The organism is Allobosea sp. (genome assembly GCF_017308015.1).
Classification (GTDB): domain Bacteria; phylum Pseudomonadota; class Alphaproteobacteria; order Rhizobiales; family Beijerinckiaceae; genus Allobosea.
This window is the reverse complement of record NZ_JAFKFW010000005.1, coordinates 66,454-89,954: the sequence shown is the minus strand read 5'-3', so window position 1 is coordinate 89,954 and position 23,501 is coordinate 66,454. Positions and strand designations below refer to the sequence as shown.

General features: G+C 66.6%; 23 protein-coding genes. 13 read left to right on the top strand and 10 right to left on the bottom strand.

What is annotated here, in order from left to right:
- Window positions 1-3: 3 nt before the first annotated feature.
- The 3 genes from J0I42_RS06005 to J0I42_RS05995 all read right to left on the bottom strand — a co-directional run bounded on the left by J0I42_RS06005 (window position 4) and on the right by J0I42_RS05995 (window position 3,081).
- Window positions 4-969: an ABC transporter permease gene (locus J0I42_RS06005; protein WP_291653758.1), complete on the bottom strand. Its 966-nt coding sequence runs from the start codon at window positions 967-969 to the stop codon at window positions 4-6.
- 100 nt (window positions 970-1,069) lie between these two features.
- Window positions 1,070-2,641 (bottom strand): ABC transporter substrate-binding protein, encoded by a 1,572-nt coding sequence (locus tag J0I42_RS06000; protein ID WP_291653756.1) that lies wholly within the window; start codon window positions 2,639-2,641, stop codon window positions 1,070-1,072.
- Window positions 2,642-2,688: 47 nt separating this feature from the next.
- Window positions 2,689-3,081 (bottom strand): VOC family protein, encoded by a 393-nt coding sequence (locus J0I42_RS05995; protein ID WP_291653754.1) that lies wholly within the window; start codon window positions 3,079-3,081, stop codon window positions 2,689-2,691.
- 469 nt (window positions 3,082-3,550) lie between these two features.
- Here J0I42_RS05995 and J0I42_RS05990 point away from each other — a divergent pair, with 469 nt between their 5' ends.
- From J0I42_RS05990 to J0I42_RS05960, 7 genes are all read left to right on the top strand, one after another.
- On the top strand, window positions 3,551-4,474 hold the full coding sequence (locus J0I42_RS05990; RefSeq protein ID WP_291653752.1) for a hypothetical protein: 924 nt from the start codon (window positions 3,551-3,553) through the stop codon (window positions 4,472-4,474).
- A gap of 44 nt (window positions 4,475-4,518) precedes the next feature.
- A complete protein-coding gene (locus tag J0I42_RS05985) occupies window positions 4,519-5,775 on the top strand; it encodes an extracellular solute-binding protein (protein WP_291653751.1) in 1,257 nt (418 codons plus the stop codon).
- Between the two features lie 114 nt (window positions 5,776-5,889).
- Window positions 5,890-6,822, top strand: a complete 933-nt coding sequence (locus J0I42_RS05980; protein WP_291653749.1) for a carbohydrate ABC transporter permease — start codon at window positions 5,890-5,892, stop codon at window positions 6,820-6,822.
- Window positions 6,819-7,676: a carbohydrate ABC transporter permease gene (locus tag J0I42_RS05975; protein ID WP_291653746.1), complete on the top strand. Its 858-nt coding sequence runs from the start codon at window positions 6,819-6,821 to the stop codon at window positions 7,674-7,676. The genes J0I42_RS05980 and J0I42_RS05975 overlap by 4 nt, the downstream gene beginning before the upstream one ends.
- Complete coding sequence (locus tag J0I42_RS05970) at window positions 7,673-8,356, top strand: N-acetylmannosamine-6-phosphate 2-epimerase (protein WP_291653744.1); 684 nt, start codon at window positions 7,673-7,675, stop codon at window positions 8,354-8,356. The genes J0I42_RS05975 and J0I42_RS05970 overlap by 4 nt, the downstream gene beginning before the upstream one ends.
- Window positions 8,343-9,281: an N-acetylglucosamine kinase gene (locus J0I42_RS05965; RefSeq protein ID WP_291653742.1), complete on the top strand. Its 939-nt coding sequence runs from the start codon at window positions 8,343-8,345 to the stop codon at window positions 9,279-9,281. Before J0I42_RS05970 ends, J0I42_RS05965 begins: the two co-directional genes overlap by 14 nt.
- Before the next feature lie 7 nt (window positions 9,282-9,288).
- Window positions 9,289-9,888, top strand: coding sequence for a histidine phosphatase family protein (locus J0I42_RS05960; protein ID WP_291653740.1), 600 nt, complete (start codon window positions 9,289-9,291; stop codon window positions 9,886-9,888).
- On the opposite strand, the gene J0I42_RS05955 is transcribed toward J0I42_RS05960, so the two are convergent.
- From J0I42_RS05955 to J0I42_RS05930, 6 genes are read right to left on the bottom strand one after another with little or no spacing between them, the layout of a single operon-like run.
- Window positions 9,885-10,757 carry a glucosamine kinase nucleotide-binding domain-containing protein gene (locus J0I42_RS05955; RefSeq protein ID WP_291653738.1) on the bottom strand — a complete coding sequence of 291 codons (873 nt, stop codon included), beginning with the start codon at window positions 10,755-10,757 and terminating at the stop codon, window positions 9,885-9,887. The genes J0I42_RS05960 and J0I42_RS05955 overlap by 4 nt on opposite strands.
- Entirely contained in the window at window positions 10,754-12,013 is a 1,260-nt protein-coding gene (gene murA, locus J0I42_RS05950) for a UDP-N-acetylglucosamine 1-carboxyvinyltransferase (RefSeq protein ID WP_291653736.1), read from the bottom strand. The genes J0I42_RS05955 and murA overlap by 4 nt, the downstream gene beginning before the upstream one ends.
- Window positions 12,013-12,462 (bottom strand): GNAT family N-acetyltransferase, encoded by a 450-nt coding sequence (locus J0I42_RS05945; protein WP_291653734.1) that lies wholly within the window; start codon window positions 12,460-12,462, stop codon window positions 12,013-12,015. The genes murA and J0I42_RS05945 overlap by 1 nt, the downstream gene beginning before the upstream one ends.
- Complete coding sequence (locus tag J0I42_RS05940; RefSeq protein WP_291653732.1) at window positions 12,459-13,277, bottom strand: ABC transporter permease; 819 nt, start codon at window positions 13,275-13,277, stop codon at window positions 12,459-12,461. The genes J0I42_RS05945 and J0I42_RS05940 overlap by 4 nt, the downstream gene beginning before the upstream one ends.
- Window positions 13,274-14,227: an ABC transporter permease gene (locus tag J0I42_RS05935; RefSeq protein WP_291653730.1), complete on the bottom strand. Its 954-nt coding sequence runs from the start codon at window positions 14,225-14,227 to the stop codon at window positions 13,274-13,276. The genes J0I42_RS05940 and J0I42_RS05935 overlap by 4 nt, the downstream gene beginning before the upstream one ends.
- Before the next feature lie 18 nt (window positions 14,228-14,245).
- Window positions 14,246-15,775: an ABC transporter substrate-binding protein gene (locus tag J0I42_RS05930; protein WP_291653727.1), complete on the bottom strand. Its 1,530-nt coding sequence runs from the start codon at window positions 15,773-15,775 to the stop codon at window positions 14,246-14,248.
- 158 nt (window positions 15,776-15,933) lie between these two features.
- Between J0I42_RS05930 and J0I42_RS05925 the strand changes: the two genes are divergently transcribed.
- Window positions 15,934-17,043: an anhydro-N-acetylmuramic acid kinase gene (locus J0I42_RS05925; protein WP_291653726.1), complete on the top strand. Its 1,110-nt coding sequence runs from the start codon at window positions 15,934-15,936 to the stop codon at window positions 17,041-17,043.
- Here J0I42_RS05925 and J0I42_RS05920 read toward each other — a convergent pair.
- On the bottom strand, window positions 17,040-17,939 hold the full coding sequence (locus J0I42_RS05920; protein ID WP_291653724.1) for a DMT family transporter: 900 nt from the start codon (window positions 17,937-17,939) through the stop codon (window positions 17,040-17,042). The two genes, J0I42_RS05925 and J0I42_RS05920, sit on opposite strands and share 4 nt — an antisense overlap.
- A 74-nt stretch (window positions 17,940-18,013) precedes the next feature.
- On the opposite strand from J0I42_RS05920, the gene J0I42_RS05915 reads away from it, so the two are divergent.
- The 5 genes from J0I42_RS05915 (at window position 18,014) to J0I42_RS05895 (ending at window position 23,479) form a co-directional block, all read left to right on the top strand.
- Window positions 18,014-18,940 carry an N-acetylmuramic acid 6-phosphate etherase gene (locus J0I42_RS05915; protein ID WP_291653723.1) on the top strand — a complete coding sequence of 309 codons (927 nt, stop codon included), beginning with the start codon at window positions 18,014-18,016 and terminating at the stop codon, window positions 18,938-18,940.
- Window positions 18,937-19,770, top strand: a complete 834-nt coding sequence (locus J0I42_RS05910; protein ID WP_291653721.1) for a GntR family transcriptional regulator — start codon at window positions 18,937-18,939, stop codon at window positions 19,768-19,770. Before J0I42_RS05915 ends, J0I42_RS05910 begins: the two co-directional genes overlap by 4 nt.
- Window positions 19,767-20,798, top strand: a complete 1,032-nt coding sequence (locus J0I42_RS05905; RefSeq protein ID WP_366509800.1) for an SIS domain-containing protein — start codon at window positions 19,767-19,769, stop codon at window positions 20,796-20,798. The genes J0I42_RS05910 and J0I42_RS05905 overlap by 4 nt, the downstream gene beginning before the upstream one ends.
- Window positions 20,798-21,922 carry an N-acetylglucosamine-6-phosphate deacetylase gene (gene nagA / locus J0I42_RS05900; protein ID WP_291653719.1) on the top strand — a complete coding sequence of 375 codons (1,125 nt, stop codon included), beginning with the start codon at window positions 20,798-20,800 and terminating at the stop codon, window positions 21,920-21,922. The genes J0I42_RS05905 and nagA overlap by 1 nt, the downstream gene beginning before the upstream one ends.
- 402 nt (window positions 21,923-22,324) lie before the next feature.
- A complete protein-coding gene (locus tag J0I42_RS05895) occupies window positions 22,325-23,479 on the top strand; it encodes a pyridoxal-phosphate-dependent aminotransferase family protein (RefSeq protein WP_291653717.1) in 1,155 nt (384 codons plus the stop codon).
- Window positions 23,480-23,501 lie beyond the last annotated feature (22 nt).

The window sequence follows — 23,501 nt, the reverse complement described above, 5'->3', positions numbered from 1 at the left end:
GCTTCACTTGATCTTGATGCGCGGATCGACGAGCGCATAGAGCATGTCGACGATGAAGTTCACGACGACGAACATGAAGGCGACGAACATCAGATAGACGACGATCACCGGCCGATCGCCGCGATAGATCGAGTCGACCAGGAGCTTTCCGATGCCGGGCCAGGCGAAGATCGTCTCGGTCAGCGTCGCGAAGGCGATGAGATCGCCCAGCATCAGGCCGAATACGGTTATGAGCGGGATAAGGGCATTCTTGAGCCCGTGCTTGAAGAGCACGCCCCGCCTGTCGGTGCCCTTGGCGCGGGCGAACTTGATGAAGTCCTGCTTCATCACCTCCATCATCTCCGCGCGGATAATGCGCATCAGGATGGCGAGCGTGCCGACCGAAAGCGTCAGCGCGGGCAGGATGAGATGGCGCAGGCCCTCCCAGCTGAGGAAGCTGACCCGCAGGCCGAGCCATTCCTGCGTCGGTCCACGCCCGGACGAGGGGAAGAACTGGAGCTTCACTGCGAAGACGAAGATCAGTACCATCCCGAGCCAGAAGCCCGGCAGCGAGATACCGACGAGCGAGCCCGCCATCACGGCGCGGCTGCCGGCGCGCTGCGGGTTGGCGCCGGCGTAGACGCCGAGCGGGATCGCCAGCACGAGAGCGAACGCCATGGCGAGGGAGACGATCTCGAGAGTCGCCGGCAGGCGCTCGAGGATGAGCTGCATCGCAGGTTGCCGAAATACGAAGGAGCGGCCGAAATCGCCTTGCGCCAGGCTCGACAGGAAGCGCCAGTACTGGACGAGATGGCTGTCGTGGAGCCCGAGCAGCCTTCGCGCCTGCTCGATCTGCTCCTCGGTCGCGTCGAGCGGAACCATCATGTAGGTCGGGTCGCCCGTGAAGCTCATCATCACGAACACGAGCACGGACACGGCCCAGAGGACCACGATCATCTGGATCAGTCGCTTGAGCAGATAGCCTAGCACGAGGGCGAACCTTCAGGCGCGGCGAGCCACGGGCGCGGCCGCCATGAGGGACCGGCCGTGGCGGGCCGGCCGGCATGTCGGGAGCGGGTGCTGGCGAACGTCAGTTGACGTCCATCTCATAGGCCCAGATGAACTTGTCCATGCGCGGCACCACCTTGATGCCCTTCTTGGCCGCGTAGATGTCCTGCTCGTAGTGCAGCGGGATCATCGGAATCTCGCGAGTCGCGACCTTGGTCGCCTCCTGCAGGAAGGCATGGCGCTGCTTGATGTCCGCAGTGGCGTCGGCCTTGTCGATCCAGCCGTCGAATTCCTCGTTACTGAACGCACCGCGATTGGCCTGGCCGAAGCCCGGCTTCTTGCCGCGGCTGTACAGCAGCGTCGAATACATGTTGCCGGCGTCGCCGGAGGGTGTATCCCAGCCGCTCATGATGAAGCTCGACTTGTCGGACGGCGCGCGGATGTAGCCGAAGAAGTTGGAACGCGGCATCAGGTTCAGGTTCAGCTTGACATTGATACGCGCGAACATGCCGGCCAGCGCCTGCGCGATCGCACCATCGTTGACGTAGCGGTTGTTTGTCGTGTCGAGGGTCATGGCGAACCCTTTCTCGAAGCCCGCCTCCTTCATCAGAGCCCGCGCCTTCTCCAGGTCGAAGGAATATGTCTTGCGAAAATCGAGCCCCGGCACGTAGCCCAGATGCGAGGACGGAACGTATTGCTCGCTCGGCGTGGCGAAGCCGTTCATCACCACGGTCCTGATCGCCTCGACATTGATGGCGCGCACCAGCGCCTCGCGCACGCGCCGGTCGCGCATCGGATTGGTCGGCAGGTCGATGGTCGGCGATTTTTCGCGCGTGTCGATCGCAATCACCATGTTCAGGAGGCTCGGCCGGGTGATCACCTCGAAGCCGGCGTTCGCCTTGACGCCGGCCACGTCCCGCACCGACAGATCCTGGATCACGTCGACGCCGCCGGTGAGCAGGGCCGCGGTGCGTGTCGCCGGATTGGTGATAGGCTTGAAGGTGACCTTGTCGATCTTCGGCTTGCCGCGCCAGTAATCGGCATGGGCCGCCATCACGATGCGATCTTCCTTGACCCATTCGGCGAGCTTGTAAGGGCCCGTGCCCATCGGCTTGAGGCCCATCTGCTCGTCACCGGTGGCCTTGGTGTACTTCTCGCTGACGATCAGCACCTCCGCCAGCGCCATATGCAGCACGGCGTAGGGCTTGGGGGTTTTGATCTCGACGGTGTAGTCGTCGATCGCGCGGGAAGAGGCGATGTTGGCGACGAGGTTCGACATCAGCGCCTTCTTCAGGCGCTCGAAGGTAAAGACGACGTCGGAAGCCTTGAGTTCGTCGCCGTTGTGGAACTTCACGCCTTTGCGGAGCTTGAAGATCCAGGTCGTGTCGTCGACCACCTGCCAACTTTCCGCGAGACCCGGTTCGAAGCCCAGTTCCGGCGTGCGCGCGACCAGCGCATCATAGAAGTGATAGAACATGATGTTGCCGGTCAGCTCGTTGGCTGCGTGCGGATCCAGGATTACCGCATCCGCCGTCAGCGCGACCGTCAGGGACTTTTCCTGCGCGTGCGCAATGCCCGAAAGTGCCGCGCCGCCCAATAGTGCCAGCGCCAGCGCGCCACGGCGCGAGAAGCTTGCGAGGCCGTTTTTGATCATCTGATCGCTCCCTGCGCCTGATCCGGCGGTGAACAAAGATCGTGCGCTCAGTCGAGCGCCGATTGAATCTCGATCTGGTAGCCTTCAGGGTCGTTGAAGACGAAGGCGCGGATCTTGAGTTCGGCATTGCTCCGCGGCTCGCGCAGCCCGGCAGGACCGATTTCGCGGATGTAGGCGTACCAGGCATCGACATCGGCGACGCGCATGCAGATCTGTACCGGCTTGATGTCGTTGGCGCGGTGGCTGCCGCGGCGCTCGTCGACCAGCCCGACATAGCCGTTGGGTGTGACGCGGTAGATCTTCGACCAACCCTGATCGATTTCCAGAGCGAGCCCGATAACGTCCTCGTAGAACCGCATCGCGGCCGGCAGGTCGCGGTAATACAGGAACGTGATGAGCTTCTCAGTCGCCGCATGGACCGGCCGCACAGGTGCGCTCATCGCGTGAATCCCTCGCTACGCTTCTTCGCGCTCGGCCGCCTGGCAAGTTGGCGCGCCGGAACGCTGTCGTTATCCCAACGGTATACCAGGCGTATTTCGTGTCAAGACATCCTTCCTGGCTCGCGCGTCATGAATTCAGGCGACTGGCGAACGAGCCTCTTGCCCGGAAGCCAGGCGGCCAGGCGAGCGCGTATCGCAGATGCATCGAGAGCGGCGTTGCGCCTTCCTCCCGGTGATGCAGAGCCGCATCTTCCCCGACCTGACATCCAGGTGCCGTCGCGGAGGCGCTCCCGTTGCAGACAAGTGGTGCGGGGAGCGCCTGAGCGACACAGATCGGCCGGGTCGCGTGCCAGATTTCGACTTGTGTCGGTAAAACTGGTTCTATATTGGTCTATGTTGCGACCGTGACTCATGTAAGGCGCGGCAGATGGGAGCGTCCGGGCCAGTGCAAGGCGAGGGGTTCGTTTCGGTGTCGATCGACCGCTCCGCGCCGGCTGCCGGCGGGGCCGTTCCGGGCTGGCGCGTGATCTCGCAGGCCAGCGAGAAGGGGAGCGCCGCCCATAACGAGGACATCTCGGGTACAGCCGGCTCCTGTGCCTGGATCATCGACGGCTCGGCATTCTTCTCCGGCGCCGCCCGGACCATCGGGGAATCGGAGGGAGCCTGGCTCGTCCGGCGAATCGACGCGATCCTGCGCGCGAACCCGCCTGAGGATCTGGCCTTCCCGACCTGGGCCGAAGGACTCGAGCGGCAGTTGCGGCAGGACTACGCGGCGCTCGGCGAGGGCCATCCTGAGCGCGAGGCGGGCGAGGGGCCTTCCGCCGTGCTCGGCCTCATTCGCCTGCGGCGCGACGGAGATGCCTGCCGCATCGAAGGCGCGGTGATCGGCGACGTCTCGATCCTGATTCGGAACGGCGACCGGATCGAGCGCTGGACCGACCCGTCGAGCAACCCCTTCGAGGCTCGGACCATCGCGGCAGCGACGGAGGACGGTCATCTTCCTGGCGAGGTGATTTCCCCCAAGGCGATGGCGCAGATCCTGCGCAACCGGCGCTCGCTCAACCGGCAGGGCGGTTACTGGGCAATCAATCCGGGACTGAGCTGGCGGGCGGGTCTGCGCCTGTTCGCGGCCACGGTTTCGCCGGGAGCGATCGCCCTGCTCGCGTCCGACGGCTTCATGCGTCTCGTCGACGTGATCGCGCATTGTGACGAGGACGGGCTGATGGATGCCGTCGCGCGCCTCGGTACCGCAGGTGCCATCGCCGAGCTACGCCGGCTCGAAAGCGCGGACCCGCTGGCCGAACGCTTCAGGCGCGTGAAGATCCATGACGATGCCACCGCGCTGCTGGTGACGCCGGAACCGCGCGACAATCAAGTCGAAAACCGTTCATAAGACGACCAGAACAACCAGGGAGAACGAAGATGTTGGCGGGAAACATGACCAAATCCATCGTGAGGCGGACAATCGGAAAATTGGCGTTGACGATGTTCGTCGCCGCGACGGCCCTTGCCGCTCCGGCGCAGGCGGAAGACATCACGATGTGGAGCTGGCGCCAGGAGGACAAGGCGGCCTATGCCAAGCTCATCGCCGCCTTCCGCAAGCACCACCCCGACATCAACGTAAAGTTCGAGGCCTTCGAGGCGGCGAACTACAACACGGTTCTGTCAACGGCGCTGGCCGGCGGCACTGGTCCTGACGTCGTGCAGGTGCGCGCCTATGGCACGCTCGGCGTCGGCAAGCCCGACTATCTCGTGCCACTCGACAAGACGATGGTGCCCGAGTTCGCCAATTTCCCGGATTCGGCGATTGCGGCCGAGACGATGCGGGCCGACGGCAAGCTCTATGCCGTGCCGTTGGCCTCGCAGACCATGCTGATCATCTACAACAAGGAGCTGTTCGAGAAAGCCGGCGTGACGCCGCCGAACACCTGGGACGAACTGGTCACCGTCTCCAAGACGCTGAAGGAGAAGGGGATCAATCCCTTCGGCAACGGCACGGCGACGGCCTGGCAGAACGAGACCATCGTGGGAGCACTGCTCTCCTCCCAGATCGGAGCGCAGTTCGAGCAGGATGTGCTCGCCGGCAAAGCCGATTTCACCGATGCCCGCTTCGTCGGCGCGCTGACCAGGCTCAACGAGATCAAGGATTATTTCGCGCCGAATTTCTCAGGCGTCGATTATGCAGCGTCGCAGCAGCTCTTCGCTGCAGGCCGGGCAGCGATGTTCGCCGGCGGCTCCTTCGAGATCGCCAATTTCCTGCGCCAGAATCCCAAGTTGAAGCTCGGCCTCTTCCCGTCGCCCGTGGCCAAGGCGGGTGATCCCAAGCTGGTCGCGCTCTATTACGATGGCGGCTACGCGATCAATGCGGCGTCGAAGAAGCGAGAGGCAGCCCTGAAGTTCCTGCGCTTCATCGGTACGCCGGAATTCGGCACGGCTTTCTCGAACGATCTGCAGAACATCTCGCCGATCAAGGGCGTCAACTTCGAAAACCCGCTGCTCAAGGAGGTCGCGACCCTGAACCAGAGCGCGATGTCCTACATCATGCTGGTCAATTTCCGCTATCAGGAGCCGACGGGCTCGGTGCTGTTGCAGTCAGGTGTGCAGAAGATGCTCGCCGGCAAGGCGACGCCGGCCGAGGTCGGCGCCGAGATCACCAAGGGAATCGCGACCTACTACGCGCCCTTCAAGAAGTAAGCGCGACAGCGGCGGCGCTCGCCAGACGCTCACGGCCGGTCTGCCAGCGGCCGTGAGCGCTGGCTTCGTGCAGCCACTGCTCGCCGCCCCGGCGCATCCCGAGGACCGGAGCCGATGCAGACGGACTATCGAAACCGCGAGAGGCGCAGGCGCGCGGCGTGGATCGCCTTCCTGATCCTGCCGCCGCTCGCAATCATGCTGACCTTCGTGGTCTGGCCGCTGCTATCGGCCCTGAGTGCCGCCTTCTATCGTTGGGAAGGCATGGCGCAGGGCGAGTTCGTGGGCCTCAAGAATTTCGCCGATGTGCTGTTCGGCGATCACTTCGCGGCGCTGACATGGCGCGCCTTCCGTCACAATCTCTTCGTCTTCTTCGCGCTCTTCGTGGTGCAGAACAGCGTCGGCTTCCTGCTTGCCTGGTTCATCTATCGCGAGCCCTTCGGCTTCCGCTTCCATCGCATCGCGATCTTCATGCCGGTGATCCTCTCGACCGTGCTGGTCGGCTTCCTGTGGAAGCTGTTTCTCGACCCGAATTTCGGGCTGGTGAACCAGCTGCTCGAGATGATCGGGCTCGGCCAACTGCGCCAGCCCTGGCTCGGCCAGGAGACGACCGCGCTTCCGGCGCTCGTGCTTGCCAATGCCTGGCACTGGGTCGGCTTTCCCGCGCTGGTCTATCTCGCCGGCATGCAGCGCATCCCGCGCGAGATCCTCGAAGCTGCCAAGCTCGATGGCTGCAATGGCTGGCAGATGCTGACCCGCGTGGTCTGGCCGCTGGTCACGCCCTCGACCACGATCACGCTGACTCTGCTCTTCATCGGGGCCTTCAACTGGTTCGAGCTGCCCTACATCATGGCGGGGCTGGACGGCTCGCCCTATGGTTCGACCGACGTCCTCGGGCTGTATTTCTACCGCACCGCCTTCGGCAACCAGACTGCGGGCCTGCAGGATTTCGGCCACGGCAATGCGCTGGCCGTGCTGATGTTCCTATTCATCGCGGCGGTCGCCACTGTCATCACCCAGTATCTGCGCAAGCGGGAGATCGCGCTGTGACCTCCCACGCTGCAACCGCCGATCCGCTCTTCCCGCGCAGCAGCGCTGGGAGTCTGATCGCCGCCGCGCTCCTGATCGGCAATTCCGTGCTTATGCTCTACCCGATCGTCATCATGGTCTTCTCGGCCTTCAAGACGACGGCGGAGATCTTCGACGCGCCCTTCGCCTTGCCGGACTTCACCTATGTCGAGAATTTCGCACGGATCTGGGGCGAGACCAGCCTGCCTGGCTATTTCGTCAACTCGGTCGTCATCACCGGCACCTCGATCCTGCTGACGCTGATGCTGGGCACGATGGGCGCCTATGGCCTCGCGCGTTATTCATTCCCCGGGAACTCGGCGATCTTCATGTTCTTCCTCGCCGGGTTGATGCTGCCGCTGAAGCTCGCGGTCATCCCGCTCTTCCTGCAGATGCGCGATTTCGGTTTGCTCGACACCCGGCTCGGCCTGATCCTGATCTACACCGCGATGGGCCTGCCCTCGACGATCTTCATCATGACCGGCTTCCTGCGCACATTGCCGGTCGAGCTGGAGGAGGCCGCCCGCATCGATGGCGCCTCGGAGCCGCGCATCATGCTTTCGATCATGCTGCCGCTCTCGATCCCACCGATGGTGATCGCCGCGATCCAGAACGCGGTGCCGACCTGGAACGACTTCTTCTTCCCGCTGGTCTTCATCCAGACCGATGCCCGCAAGACCCTGCCGCAGGGTCTTTCGGTCTTCATGGGCGAATACACCACCGACTGGGGCATGCTCTTCGCCGGCCTCACCATCGCGGCGCTGCCGCTGACACTCGTCTACATCCTGATGTCCAGACAGTTCATCCGCGGCATGACCGCCGGAGCGGTGAAGTGACAGCCGAGCCCCTGATCCCGTATCGCAGCCTCGCTGTCTCCTGCCAGGCGCGGGCGGACAACCCCCTGCACGGACCGGCCTTCATGGCGGCGATGGCGCGGGCGGCGGAGCAGGGCGGCGCGCTGGCGCTGCGGGCCAATGGCTCGGCCGATATCGCCGCGATCCGCGCCGTCACCCGCCTGCCGATCATCGGCATCCTCAAGCGCTGGGACGATCGCTTCCCGGTCTATATCACGCCGGATTTCGCCAACGCTGAAGCGATCGCCGAGGCCGGCGCCGACATCATCGCCTTGGACGCGACCGACCGGCCGCGCGACGGCGAGCCGCTGGATCGCCTGATCGCGCGCATCCGTGACGAACTGGGCAAGCCGGTCTTCGCCGATTGTGCGACGCTGGAGGATGGCGTCCGGGCCGCCGCCCTCGGTGCGAACTACATCGCGACGACCCTCTCCGGCTATACGCCCGAGACCGAGGCAAGGAAGGCGCTCGGCCCCGACATTGCCCTCATCGAGGCCCTCGCCAAGGCGGTTTCCGTGCCCATCATCGCTGAAGGACGCTTCGAGCAGCCGGAGCAACTGGAGACGGCCTTCGCTGCCGGCGCGCATGCCGTGGTCGTCGGCTCGGCGATCACCAATCCCCGCGAGATCACTCGCCGCTTCGCCCGCCATGCCGGCGCCTGACGAAGGGCTCGGCCTCGGCATCGAGACAGGGGGCACCGGCTCGCGCTGGTGCCTGTCCGCCCCCTCGGGCGCGATCCTGGCGCGTGGCGAGATGGAGCCGATGACCGGCCACGTCTTCACGCAGGCCGAGCGTGAGCGGGTCGCGGGCATCTTCGCGCGATTGGCCAGCGAGCTTCATGGCATGGGTCGGCCGGCGGCAATCGTCGCGGGTGTCACGGGCCTCGGGCCGGAAAGTGCCGTCCGGGCTGTCTTTTCCGAAATCCTGGCGACCGCCTTCGGGAGCCCCGAGGACAAAATCCTCGTCGTCGACGACATGTGGCTGGGTTATCGCGCTCGCTTCCAGCCCGGCGAAGGTATCATCGTCTATTCCGGCACGGGCTCGATCGGCTACCACCTTGGTGCCGATGGCGAGATCATCCGTGCCGGCGGACGCGGCGTGCTCATCGACGATGGCGGTTCCGCCGCCTGGATCGCGGCTAGGGCCGTGCGCGGTTTGTTGCGCCGCGAGGACGAGGCTCCGGGTTCCGGTTGGGGCAGCGTACTCGGTCATGCCCTCGCGCAGGCGCTGGGCGGGGCCTCATGGGATGCTGTGCGCACCCATGTCTATGGCGGCGATCGCGGCAGCCTCGGCCTGCTGGCGCGATCGGTTGCGGCGGCAGCGGAGGCAGGGGATGTCGTGGCAGCCGAGATTTTTACGCAAGCCGGCGAGGAATTGGCACGACTCGCCTTGGCTTTGAGGGCGCGCGTCGGGGTCAAACCGGTAGCTCTCTGCGGTCGTGCTGCAACGCTCTCGCCGCTGATCGCGCAGCGTTTCGGTGCGCTCGTGACGCCGCCGGTCGCGCTGGACGAGGTGCAGGTCGATGTGCCCGGCTGCGCGGCAAACCTAGCTTGCGAGCTTTCTAACGCAAATGAGAAGCGATTTTAGGAGCAGCATGCCGATCGTCTATTTCGTTACCCACCCGGAAGTCGTCGTCGACCCGCAGGTCCCGGTGCCGGATTGGGGCCTGTCGCCGATCGGCTGGGAGCGCATCGAAGCCTTCTGCCAGCGGCCGGAGCTGGCTGGCGTGACCGACGTCTTCACCAGCGACGAGCGCAAGGCAAAGGATTGCGCCGCAGCCTTGCAACGCGCTCGCGGTCTGCCTTTCACGGCGCGCGAAGATCTACGCGAGAACGACCGTTCGGCCACCGGCTATGTCGCACCGCCGCGCTTCTGGGAGATCGTCGACCAGTTCTTCCGGCAGCCGGATACCAGTATTCTCGGCTGGGAGACGGCGCGGGCTGCGCAGGCGCGGATCAAGGCCGGAGTCGCGGCCTGCATGGCAGCACGGCGCAGCACGGGCGACCTCGTGATCTTCGCTCATGGCGGTGTCGGCACATTGCTGCTCAGTGACCTTCGCGGCGAGGCGATCTCGCGCCGGCACGGCCAGCCTATCGCGGGCGGAGGCTGCTACTTTGCCTTCGACATGGAGAGCCGCGCCCTGCATCACGGCTGGCGCGATATCGTTCCTGAAGCGGCCGGCACTGCGCCCTAGACCTTCGGCCGCACCAGCGACAGCGCCCCGGTGATGGCGTCGCTCTTCACATGCGACAGTCGGCGCCGGACATCGGGCGCAAGCCAGGCTTCCATCGCCGTGGACAGGCCGCCGATCAGGGCCACGCGCGGCACGGCCCGGTCGAACAGCGTGCGCACCATCGCGTCGATCATCGCGGCGGCGTTCTGCATGATCATGCGGGCATGGGAATCGCCGAGATCGGCATGGCGCAGCACCAGCGGTGCCAGCGTCGCGTATTCGGTGGCATGGGCCTTGTCCATCCAGGCGATGACCTCGAAGGGATCGGCCTCGAAGCGCGCCAGCACATCCTGGGTGAAGCGCGTTGCCGGCTCACGCCCGTCATAGGCGCGCAGCGAGACGCGGATGGCGGCGAGGCCGAGATCGGCGCCGCTGCCCTCGTCGCCGATCGGAAAGCCATAGCCGCCGATGCGAAGTTCCTCGCCGTTCACCCGGGCGAGCCCGATCGAGCCGGTGCCGATGATGACGATGCCGCCATCCTCGCCGCCATGAGCGCCGAGACAGGCGGCCAGGCCGTCGCTCTCGAAGACCGTTTTTGCGAAGGGAGTTTTCCAGGCGGCGAGCGCCTCCTGCATGCCCTTGCGCCCGATGCCGGCGAGGCAGATACCGGCATGGACGCGCGCGAAATCAGCCTCTGTGAGGCCGGCCTCAGTGATCGCGCCACGGGCCGCCTGCATCACGGCAGCAAGCGAGGTTTCGAGCCCGAGCCGGAGCGAGGCCGGCCCGGCGATGCCGGAGCCCAGCACCTCGCCGGCAGCCGTCTCAAGGCGGCAGCGGCAGCCGGTGCCGCCGCCATCGACCCCGAGATAGAGATCGGCAGGCGCGCTCATGCCGGGACCCGCTCGATATCGGCGCCGCAGCGCTTGAGCTTGCGGTCGAGCGCCTCATAACCTCGGTCGAGATGGTAGATGCGGCTGACCACGGTCTCGCCCTCGGCGACGAGCCCGGCCAGCACGAGGCTGACCGAGGCACGCAGGTCCGTCGCCATCACCGGTGCCGCCTTTAGCCTGGCGACGCGGAGCACGGTCGCGCTGGTGCCTTTCAAGGTGATGTCGGCGCCGAGCCGGACCAGCTCCGGCACATGCATGAAGCGGTTCTCGAACACCGTCTCGCGGATCAGCGAGGTGCCGTCCGCCACGCTCATCAGCGCCATGAACTGTGCCTGCAGGTCGGTCGAGAAGCCCGGATAGGCCTGGGTCATGATGTCGATGCCGGTGAGGCGGCCTGGGCGCGTCACCATCAGACCGCGATCGCTCGGCCAGAGCCTGACACCGGCTGCTTCAAGCGCCTCGCCGACCGCTGCGAGATGTTCGAGCCTTGCGCCAACCAGCTCGAGCTCGCCGCCCGTGATCGCAGCAGCGACCGCATAGGTGCCGGCTTCGATCCGGTCGGCGACGATCTCATGGGTCGCAGGCGACAGGCTCTGCGCGCCCTGGACCAGCAGGCGGTGACTGCCGATGCCCTCGATCCTGACGCCCATCGCCGTGAGGCAGCGCGCGAGGTCAAGCACCTCCGGCTCCTTGGCGGCGTTGACGATCTCGGTCTCGCCCCTGGCGAGACTCGCCGCCAGAAGCGCCGTCTCGGTCGCGCCGACCGAGGAGAACGGGAAGACGATCCGCGCGCCGCTCAAGCCGCGCGGCGCCTTCGCTTCGATATAGCCGCCGGCCACGTTGATCTCGGCGCCGAGCGTTTCGAGCGCCTTGATATGCAGGTCGACCGGCCGGGCGCCGATCGCGCAGCCGCCCGGCAGCGAGACGCGCGCCTCGCCGAAGCGTGCCACCAGCGGCCCGAGCACGAGGATTGTCGCGCGCATCTTGCGGACGATGTCGTAGCTCGTCTCGCGCGGCCCGGCCTTGGCGGCGTCGAGCGTCAGCGCATCGGCGCCCCGGCCAGAAAAGGCGACGCCGTAGCCTTCGAGCAAAGCCTGCATCGTTCTGACGTCGACGACGTCCGGCAGATTGCGCAGGGTCAATGGCTTGTCCGAGAGCAGTGCCGCGGCGAAAGCCGGCAGGGCCGCATTCTTGGCACCGCGGATCTCGACCGTGCCGGACAGCCTCTGGCCGCCGCGGATCAGGAGTTTGTCCATCAGCCCTGTCTCCGTGCCGGAATCATCGGCTTCTCATAGCGCAGGAAGCGATGCCGCGCGCCGGCGAACTCGCGCTCGTAGTCATCAGCTACCTGCCAGCCGGTCCTCTCATAGAAGCGCCGCGCGCCTTCATTCGCGGCGAAGACTTCGAGCGAACGGGCGCCATTCGCCTCAGCATGGGCCAGCAGCGCGGCGCCATGGCCTTGACCGGTCTCGGCGGCGAAGAGCATGGCGATATGCCCTTCCTTGACCAGCAGCACGCCGCGGATGCCGTCTGAGTCGAGGACGATCAGCTCCGCAAGCTCGTGGGCAAAGCGCGCCTCGAAATGCGCCTGGTCGAAATCGAGTGCGGCATCGCCGATGATCAGGTGGAAATGCGTGGCATAGGCCTGGGCCATCAGCGCGGCGGCCGGCGCGATATCGTTCGCGACCGCGCTGCGGATGATCACGACTGGCCCCGGAGCCGCGGGTCGAGCTCGTCGCGCAGGGCGTCGCCGAGCAGGTTGAAGCCGAGCGAGAGCAGGAGGATGCCGAGCCCGGCGAAAATCGCGTTCCAGGGCGAGAGCAGCACGAAATTGCGCCCTTCCGCCAGCATCAGGCCGAGCGAGGGCGTCGGCGGCTGGGTGCCGAGGCCGAGGAAGGAGAGCGAGGCCTCGACCAGGATCGCGGCCGAGAGCAGGAGCGAGCTCTGCACCAGGATGACCGAGGCGAGATTGGGCAGGATATGGCGCAGCATGATCCTGAGATCGGTCGCGCCGATCGAGCGGATGCCGGCGACAAAATCGCTCTCGACCAGCACCATGGCGGGTCCGCGGATCAGCCGCGCGAAGATCGGCACATAGACCACGGCGATGGCGATCGCGGCGCTTTCCGTGCGCGGGCCGAGCACGGCGATGATACCGATCGCCAGCAGCATCACCGGAAAGGCGAAGAGGATGTCCATCGCCCGCATGATGATGCGGTCCCACCAGCCCCGATAGAAGGCGGCGAGCAGGCCGAGGCTGCCCCCGATCACGAGCGCGAGCCCGACCGCGATGCCGCAGGCGATCAAAGCCGTGCGGTAGCCGTAGAGGATGCGCGAGAGGATATCGCGACCGAGATGGTCGGTGCCGAGCCAATGCGCGACGCTCGGACCCTTCATCCGGGCGACGATGTCCTGCGCCAGCGGGTCATAGGGCGCGATCAGCGGCGCACCTAGCGCGAGCGCGATCTGCAGGACGACGAAGATGCCGGCGACGATGGCGATGCGGCGGCTCTGGCTCATGACGCGGTCCTGAGCCTTGGGTCGATCAGTGCATAGGCGAAATCGACCAGCGCGTTGACCAGCACGAAGCCGACGGTGACGACGAGGATCGTGGCCTGGACCAGCGGATAGTTGCGCTCGGCGATGGCGCCAAGGATCAGGCGGCCGAGGCCGGGGATCGAGAAGACCTGCTCGACCACGATTGCGCCGCCGAGCAGATAGCCGGTCATTATGCCAACGCTGGTGACGAAGGGGATCAGCGCGTTGCGCAGGGCATGCCGGTAGAGCACGGCCCGTTCTCCCAGCCCCTTGGCGCGGGCGGTGCGGATATAGTCCTGGCCGAGCGCATCGAGCATCGCGGTGCGCACCAGTCGTGAGAGGTTCGCCAGGATGGGCAGCGCCAGCGCGATCGCCGGCAGCAGGAGCCGCTGGAGATTGCCGAGCGGATCTTCGCTGAAGGGCACATAGCCGAGCGAGGCGAAGCTCGGCGCCAGCGTCGCGACCGTGATCAGCATGACGATGCCGAGCCAGAAGGAGGGGATGGTGAGCCCGGCGATGGCGCCGACGCGCAGCACGAGATCGGCCCGCCCGCCGCGCCAATGCGCCATCAGGCAGCCGACCGGGATCGCAAGCCCGGCGCCGAGCACGAGCGAGAACAAGGTCAGCTGAAACGTCGGCCAGATCTGCGCCGCGATCTCCTGCATCACCGGACGGCCGGTCCAGATCGACGTCCCGAAATCGCCGCGCAGGGCATGGCTGAGCCAGACCCAGTATTGCTCCAGCAAGGGCCGGTCGAGCCCGAGCGCGCCGCGCATCGCTGCGATGCGCTCCGGCGTCACCTCGGTATTGGCGCCGAGCATGATCGCCACCGCGTCGCCCGGGATCAGCCGGATCATCAGGAAGACGATCACGGAGATCCCGAACAGCACGATCAGGAGGTCGAGGCTGCGCTGCAGCAAGTGACGGAGCATGCCTCGACCTTTATCAGGTCAGCGCAGGCTGGCGCGGCCGAGAGAGACCAGCGAGCGGTTGGCGTAGATGTCGTAGCCTTGCAGGTTGCTGCGCACCGCGCTGAACAGCGTGGGGTAGGCGATGTGCGCCGCCGGCCCGGTGCAGCCCAGGATCTTCTGCGCGTCGCGATAGGCGGCCTGGCGCGCCGGCTTGTCCAGCGTCGCGCGGCCCTTGTCGAGCAGCGTGTCGAGCTCGGGATTGCTGTACTTGAACACGTTGGTCGAGCCGCCGGTGCGGAAGGCGCGGTAGAAATAATCGTCCGGCTCGATGCTGCCGGCATTGGTCGAGGCGAAGAGGTCGAAATTCGAGTTGCGCCAGTCCTGCACGAACTGGCCGAGCTCGGGATTCTTCAGCTCGACCTTGAAGCCGGCCTTGCCGAGCTGCTGCTGCACGACCTGCGCGATGTCGCGGATGTCCTGGCGCGGCAGCACGGTCATGCTGACCGTGACCGGGGTCGCGACGCCGGCCTCCTTCAGCAGCGCCTGCGCCTTGGCCGGATCATAAGCGTAGCAGGGCAGGTCCTTCACATCGACGGCCCAGTCCTTCAGCACGGCCGGGAGCGGCGCCGCCGGGGTACCGCTGCCGAACAACGCCGCGTCGATGATCTCCTTGCGGTTCAGCGCGTAGTTCAGCGCCTCGCGCACCTTCACATTGTCGAAGGGCGGCTTCGAGGTGTTCATACCGATCAGCGTGTAGGCGAGCTCGGTCGTCTCCTGCATCGCGATGTTCGGCTTGCCCCTGAGCTGGAGCGCGGTCGCCGCATCGATATGCGGCAGCAGCGCGAACTGGCCGTTGCCGATGCCGACCTGTCGCGTTGCGGCTTCCGGCACGAAATTGAACTTCACGCCCGCGAGCTTGACCTCCGCGGCATTCCAGTAGCCGGCATGCTTGGCCAGGCGGATGAAGCCGTTCGGCTGCCATTCCTCGAACTTGAACGGGCCGGTGCCGACAGGCGCGCGCTGCAGTGCGTCCTTGTTGCCCTCGAGGCCGCGCGGCACGATGGCGATGCCGGTGAGCGAGGCGAGCAGCGGCGCCGAGGGCTCCTTGAGCTTCAGTTCCAGCGTGGTCGCATCGACGGCGGTCGCGCTTTCCATGGCGGAAAGGCGGCTGGCGAGCGGCGAGCCGACATCCTTCGACAGGACACGGCGCAGCGACGAGGCGACGTCTTCCGCCTCCATCGGCTTGCCGTCATGGAAGGTGACGCCGGAACGCAGCTTGAAGGTCACCGTCTTGCCGTCGGCCGAGGCGGTCCAGGACTGGGCGAGCCCCGGAATGATGTTGAGGTCCTTGTCGAGCGCGGTGAGGCCCTCGTAGATCGGGCCGAGCACGATCTGGGAGGAGGCGAAGGCCGTGACGATATGCGGGTCGAGGCCGGCGGGCGACGCTTCGACGGCAACCTCCAGCACCTGCGCCGAAGCCGTGCCCGCGAGCAGCGCGAAGGCAGCCGCGGCGACGCTGCAGCGCAAGCTGCGGCGGAGCCTGGAACCCTGTTTCACGACACGAAGCATGACAACCCCTCCTGATGTGACAGCGGCGCCTGTTCCGGCGCTCGCATGAATTGGATCGCATATGGACCACTTAGGGACCAATCTGGACAAGGCTTAGCCGATCGCCTAGAGCCGGTGCAAGCCTCGAAGCAGCGACTTCGGGGGTTTGCAGGGGCGGAATGACGATGCGTGACCTCGACAAGCCCGTATTGACCGCGATCGGCGTGATCAGCGGAACCTCGATGGACGCGATCGACGTCTCGATCGTCGAAAGCGACGGGCGTGGACAGCTCCGCTTCGGCGCCGGTGCCGGCTACCCCTACCCGCCCGAGACCCGCCGACAGTTGCAGGCGCTCGTCGCCGAGGCCGAGCGCGCCGTCACCGAGCCGCTGGTCGAACTCGAAGCCGCCGTTACCGCCGCCCATCTCGACGCAATCAAGCGTTTCATGGCCGAGCAGAACATCGAGCCGGAGAGCGTCGATCTCGTCGGCCTGCACGGCCAGACCGTCTATCACCGCCCCGAGATCCGCTTCACGCGCCAGCTCATCGACGGGCCAGCGGTGGCACAGGCGCTCGGCATCCCGACGGTCGACCGCTTCCGCCATGCCGATGTCGAGGCCGGCGGCGAAGGCGCGCCCTTCGCGCCGCTCTATCATCGCGCGCTGGCCCAGGGGCTGGAGCAGCCGGTAATGGTGTTGAATCTCGGCGGCGTCGGCAATGTCACCTATATCGACGGCGACGAGGTGATCGCCTTCGATACCGGCCCGGCCAGCGCCATCCTCGACGATTTCGTCCTGCGCCGCCTCGGCAAGACCTATGACGCCGACGGCACGCTTGCGGCCAGCGGCAAGGTCCGTGAGGATCTCGTCGCCGACTTCATGGTCAACCCCTATTTCGACCGTCCGGCGCCCAAGTCGCTGGACCGCAACGATTTCCACCGCCGCGCACAGGTGGTCGAAGCGCTCTCCGATGCCGATGGAGCCGCGACGCTCGCGGCCTTCACGGTGGAAAGCGTGGTCGATGCGCTCCGGCATGTGCCGAAGGCGCCGCGGCGCTGGCTGGTGACCGGCGGCGGACGCCTGAACGGTCATTTCATGCGCCGCCTGCGCGAGCGTCTCGGCGTGCCCGTCGAGCCGGTCGAGGCGGCGAACTGGGCCGGCGACGTCATCGAGGCGCAGACCTTCGGCTATCTCGCGATTCGCTCGGTGAAAGGCCTGCCCCTTAGCCTGCCCGGCACGACCGGCGTGCCGCAGCCGCTGACCGGCGGACGCCTCAATCTCCCGACTTAACGCCTGAGCAGCCAGCAGGCGCCGATGATCAAGGCGGCGCCGAGCATGGCCTGCGGCGTCGGCATCTCTGCGAAGAAGACGAGCCCAATCAGGATCGCCCAGATCAGCCCGGTATATTCGACCGCGACCAGCCGGCTCGCCTCGCCGCGGGCGAAGGCGAGCGCCAGCGCGACATGGCCGGCGAGGCCCAGCGCGCCAATCAGGATGAAGGCCGGCCAATCGGCCGATGCGACCGGCGCCCAGAATAAAGCCGCCGGCAAGGCGAGGATCGCAGCCGGGATCGCCGACTGGAACAGCGCAATCGTCAAAGGCGGATCGCCGCGCTTGGCCCGCTGGCGCAGCAGCACGACGGAAAGCGCATAGGCCACGGCGCAACCGAGCACGGCCGCGATCCCAAGCGCGCGCTCCGGTGCGATCGCCCTGAGGCTGAAGCCGCCGGCCGTGACCATCACGCCGGCGAGGCCGAGCGCCAAGGCGAGATAGACCATCGGCTTCGGCCGTTCGCCAAGCAGCGGAATGGCGATCAGTGCGACCAGCAGCGGCGCGATGAAGGAGATGATGAAAACCTCCGCCAGCGGCAGCACGGCGAGCCCGTAGAAGAAGCCGAGCGTCGACAGCGCGACCATGACGCCACGCAGCAGGTTGCCGGTGATGACACCGCGATCCGGCAGCGGCGCGCGCAGCGCAAGGAACAGCAGGGCGCCCAGCGCCGCCGTCACGCCGAAGCGCAGGAAGGTGAGATGCGGGGCGCTGTAGCGCGGCGAAAGTTCCTTCACGACGCCGTCCATGGCCGTCAGCAGGGCAATGCCGGCGAGACCGAGCAGGAAGGGCGGGGCAGCGGCCGTGAGGCGAGCGGCGCGGGCCGGGAGGGAAATCTGCGGTTCTGGCTGCGACATGGCTTCCCTGTCCGCTTCCGGCTTGCTACTGGGCTAAAGTGGACTTAATTTGGTCTGGTCACAAGAGGCGGTTCATGGCGACGGAAGATGTCAGCGCACGCTTTCAGGATCTCGATGCCTGGGGCGATCTCGATATTCTGAAGGCGCTCTACGAGGGGCAGCTGGCGGCGGTGGCCGCGATCGCGACCTCGCTGCCGGCGATCGCGGAAGCCGTCGCCGCAGCCGTGCCGCGGCTCGAGGCCGGCGGGCGCCTGATCTATGCCGGCGCGGGCACCTCCGGGCGCATCGGCGTGCAGGACGGCGCCGAACTGACCCCGACCTTCGACTGGCCGGAAGAGCGCCTGGGCTTCGCCATCGCCGGTGGCGACGAGGCGATCCTGCATGCGGTCGAGAATGCCGAAGATTCGGTCGATGACGGCACGGAGGCGATGCGCCGCGCCGATATCGGCGCAAATGACGTCGTCATCGGTCTCGCCGCCAGCGGCCGCACGCCGTATACGCTCGCGGCGATCGGCGAGGCCAAGGCGCGCGGTGCGCTGACGCTCGGCGTCGCCAACAACCGCGGCTCGGCGCTGCTGCGCACCGCCGATCTCGGCATCCTCATCGAGACCGGCGAGGAGGTCGTCGCCGGGTCGACGCGGATGAAGGCCGGCACGGCGCAAAAGATCGTGCTCAACCTGTTCTCAACCCTGCTGATGATCCGGTTGGGCCGTGTCTATCGCGGGCTGATGGTCCACATGCGCGCGACCAATGCCAAGCTCAGGCACCGCGCTGCCGAGATGGTCGACATGATCACAGGCTGCGGCATGGAAGCAGCGACTCGTCACCTCGACCGCGCCCGTGGCGACGTCAAGCGCGCGGTGCTGCTGGCCAGCGGCGCCGATGCCGTTCTCGCCGAAACCCTGCTCGGCCGTCATCACGGCAATCTGCGGCACGCCCTCGTCGAGCTTGGCTCAGGGGCGACGGGCAAGGCCACGACCGCTTCCAAGGCGGCGCCGTGAGCGAGGCCTCTCCCGGACGTGGCTCGCGGCCTCCGCGCGAGGCCGCGGCGGGGGCTGCGACCGAGGCAATGCCGGCCAAGCAGCAGGCGATCCTGCAGGCGCTGGCCGGTGACGACCCGACACCGCGCTATCTCAGGCTTGCCGGCGCGCTGGCGCGGCTGATCGAAAGCGATGTCTTCCAGCCGGGCGATGCCGTGCCCTCCGAGCGCGATCTGGCGCAACTCACCGGCTATGCACGGGTCACCGTGCGCAACGCCATCGACGAGCTCATCCGCAGCGGCGCCCTGTCACGCCGCCACGGCTCGGGCACTTTCGTCGCTTCGCGCATCGAGCAGCCGCTCTCGGTTCTGGCGAGCTTCTCGACCGATATCGAGAATCGCGGCGGCCGGCCCGGTTCGATCTGGCTATCGCGCGAATTGACTCGCCCCAAGCCGCAGGAATCGATGGCGCTCGGTCTCGGCCCGGGCGATGGCGTCGTGCGCCTCAGCCGCGTCAGGACCGCCGATGGCGAGCCACTCGCGATCGAATGCGCGGTCGTGCCCGCCAGCATCCTGCCGTCTCCCGATCTGGTCGAGATGTCGCTCTACGCGGCTCTCGCCCAGCGTGGTGCGGTGCCGGCGCACGGTGTCCAACGCATCCATGCCGGCCTCGCCACTGTCGAGGAGGCCCGGCATCTCGGTGTCCCGGCCGGCAGTGCCCTGCTCAGGATCGAGCGGCGCGCTTTCCTCGCCAATGGCAAGCCGGTCGAGTTCACGGTCTCCGCCTATCGCGGCGATCGCTATGATTTCGTCGCGACCCTCAAGGGCGAAGCCATGGGACCACAATCGTGAGCCATTCCGATCGCGCCGTGTCACTCATGTCGGCCGAGGTGGCGGAGATTCCACAGGCCGCGGCACGTCTGTCGCGAGATGGACGGCAGGCGATCGCGCAGGTCGCAGCGGCGATCGACCTGACGAGCGTCAGCCATGCGGTGGTCAGCGGCCGCGGCAGCTCCGGCCATGCCGGCACCTATCTGCGTTACCTGATCGAAACCCGCCTCGGTCTGAGTGCTGCGCCCGCGGCTCCCTCGGTGGTGACCCGTTACGGTGCAAGTCCGCGCCTCGGGGGAGCGCTCTACATCCTGATCTCGCAATCCGGCCGCAGCCCGGACCTTGTCGCTGCGGCCGAGCAGGCGACCGCGGCCGGAGCGCAGACCATCGCCATCGTCAACGATGCGGCTTCGCCCGCCGCTCGTGCCTGCCGCCATGTCATTCCGATCGCCGCAGGGCCGGAACTCGCGGTCGCGGCGACGAAGACGGTGGTGAACACCATGCTCGCAGGTCTGCTGCTGGTCGCGGCACTTGCTGAAGACCAGGCGCTCGTCACCGCGGCGGAAGCTGCGCCCGAGCGACTGGCGCAGGCGCTTACCCTCGACTGGTCGCCCTGGGCACGACGCCTGTCCGGCGCGCCTGCCGGCTTCGTGATCGGGCGCGGGCTCAGTCTTGGCCCGGCCCGGGAGGCGGCGCTCAAGGCTGCGGAAGTATTGGGCGTGCCGGTGTTGGCCTATAGCTCCGCGGAAGTGCTGCATGGTCCCAGGGCGGCGATCCGCGCCGAGCACCCGGTGCTCGGCCTCAATGCCGGGGGCGAGGTGTCCGACAGCATCGAGGAGGCGCTGGGGACGCTTGGCCAGGGAGGCAGCCCGGTCTTCTCGGGTTCCGGGCCACAGCCGAGCCTGCGGGGTCTCGGACCGGGCGAACCGGCGCTCGACGCGATCGCGCTCTTGGTGCCGGTCTATCGCGCGCTGGAAGCGGAGGCGGCCCGGCTCGGCCGCGACGTCGATCGCCCGCCAGGGCTGCTCAAGGTTACGGAGACGCTCTGATGGCGGCCGCCCGGCAAGCCTGGCGCGCGAAACGCCTGTTCGATGGCGCTGAAATCCTGAACGATCGGCTCGTCGTCGCCGAGGACGGTGTCGTCAGCGCGATGCTTCCGGCCGATGCCACAGCCGATTGCGCGGTCGAGGACCTGCCGGACGATGCCGTGCTGGCGCCCGGCTTCATCGACATCCAGGTCAATGGTGGTGGCGGTGTGATGCTGAACGACAGCCTCTCGGCCGAAGGCATCGCCACGATCTGCGCTGCCCATGCCCGGTTTGGCACGCGCTTCCTGCTGCCGACGCTGATCAGTGCCAGCCGCGCCGATATCGCCCGGGCGATCGCTGCGGCGCGGGAGGCAATCGCGCAGGGCGTGCCCGGTGTCCTCGGCGTGCATATCGAAGGTCCTTTCATCAATCCCGCGCGCAACGGGGCGCACCCGCTGGGCAATCTGCTGCGTCCGGAACCCGCGGATATCGATCTGCTGGCGTCGCTCGGGCCGACTGGCGTGACCCTGGTGACATTGGCTCCTGAAGTCGTTCCGCCCGGCTTCATCCGCGCGCTGGTCGAGCGCGGCGTCAGGGTCTGTGCGGGCCACAGCAATGCGAGCGCCGAGGATATGACGCGCGCCCGAGCCGAAGGCCTCTCGGGCGTCACTCACCTGTTCAACGCGATGTCGCAGCTCGGCTCGCGCGAGCCGGGCATGGTCGGCGCCGCGATGTCCGATCCAGGGTTGTCTGCTGGTATCATCGCCGATGGCCACCACGTCGCCTGGCCCTCCTTTCAGGCGGCTTTCCGCGCTATCGGGCCGCAGCGGATGATGCTGGTCACCGATGCGATGGCGACGATCGGCGCGAGGCGCGACGCCTTCGTGCTGTTCGGCGAGACCATCCGCGCTAGAGAAGGGCGTCTGGTCAATGCCGAGGGGCGGCTCGCGGGGGCTCATCTCGACATGAACACGGCGATCCTAAATGCGCATCGTCATGGCGGCGCGACCCTGGCTGAGGCGCTCGCGATGGCCAGCACCGTGCCGGCCGCTTATCTCGGCCTATCCGACAGTCATGGCCGGATCACGCCGGGCCGGAAGGCCATCTTTTCCGTGCTGCGGACAGCCTTCCGCTTGCCCTCGTAACCGCCAAGCTCCCTATAGCCGATTCTGCCGCACATCCGCTTGCCGCGCGATGTTGCGAAGGCCGGTCTCCTCTGGCCGAGGGCGCAAGCGGTAGGCCTGACCGCGTCCGGCGCGCTGGGCAGAGTGACGCGTCACCAAGAGATATGAATTCCATTGACGATAAGCCGTATGGAAGATGATTTTTGAAGTAATTGATGAATCTATGATGAATTCTTTCGTAGATTTCATGAATTCTATAAATTCATTCAACGCCTGAGAAAATATAATTTGTTGCCGCTGTCCGGATGAATTCTAACTCGCCAAACGCATTCATTCGATCGCGAGTTTGTCATGCATCAGCCAGGCCGGCAGTTCCTGCATACACCGGGGCCGAGCGCAATTCCTGACCGCGTGCTGAATGCCATGCACCGGCAACCCCTCGATCTGAGCGATCCGCAACTCGCGGAGATCGTCCAGTCCTGCCTCGACGATCTCAAGCTGGCTTTCGCTACCGCCGGCGACGTGTTCATCTATGCGGCCAACGGACATGGCGGCTGGGAAGCCGCGTTGAGCAACATCTTCGCGCCCGGAGAGACTGCACTTGTCCCGGAGACGGGATATTTCTCCGAAAGCTGGGCCTCTCACGCCCGCATGCTCGGCATCGATACGCAGATCATGCCCGGCGATATCAGGCGTGCCATCGATCCGGATCGGCTCGAAGCCACGTTGCGGGGTGACGGTGCCGGTCGGATCAAGGCCGTTCTCGTCGTTCACGCCGACACCGCGACCGGCGTCGCCAGCGACATTCGTGCCCTGCGGGCCGCTATCGATGCCGCGCGGCACCCGGCCCTGCTCGTGGCGGATGTCGTGGCTTCGCTGGGGGCTGCGCCGTTCCGCATGGACGAATGGGGCGTCGACGTGGCGATCGGGGCTTCGCAGAAGGCCTTGATGGGGCCACCAGGCCTGGCCTTCATCGCCGCCAATCCGCGTGCGCGGGCGGCTGCCGTGAGCGTCTCTCGACCACGTCATTATTGGGATTGGGAGTATCGGGCGGGCGTGGAAGGATATCGCCGCTTTTGCGGTACGGCGCCGGAGCATGGCCTGTTCGCCTTGCAGGCCGCCCTGAACATGTTGCGCGAGGAGGGGCTTGTCGCGGTGCAGCATCGCCATGCCCGACTCGCGCGTGCCGTCTGGCGCGCGGTCGAGGCCTGGGGGGTGGCGGGCGATCTCTGCGTGAACGCCCTCCGGCCGGACGAGCGCTCGACCTCAGTCACCACGATCTTGACGCCGAGCGGGTTCGACAGCGGACGGATTCGCGAGCACGCGAGGGAGTGCCGCGGCGTGGCGTTGGGTGGCGGCCTCGGTGCGCTCGCCGGCCGTGCATTCCGTATCGGCCATCTCGGCGATCTCAACGAGCCGATGATCCTGGGCTGCCTAGCTGCGGTCGAGCTGACCTTGCGCGATCTCGGCTTGCGCTGCGGCCGGGACGGCCTGCCGGCCGCGATTGAAAGCCTGGCCTCGTCGGGCAGCCCGCCGGGGGCGCCGAAGACCCCCAGGCCCGTGGCGGTGCCGGCCTGATCGCCAGACGAACACTGGAGAC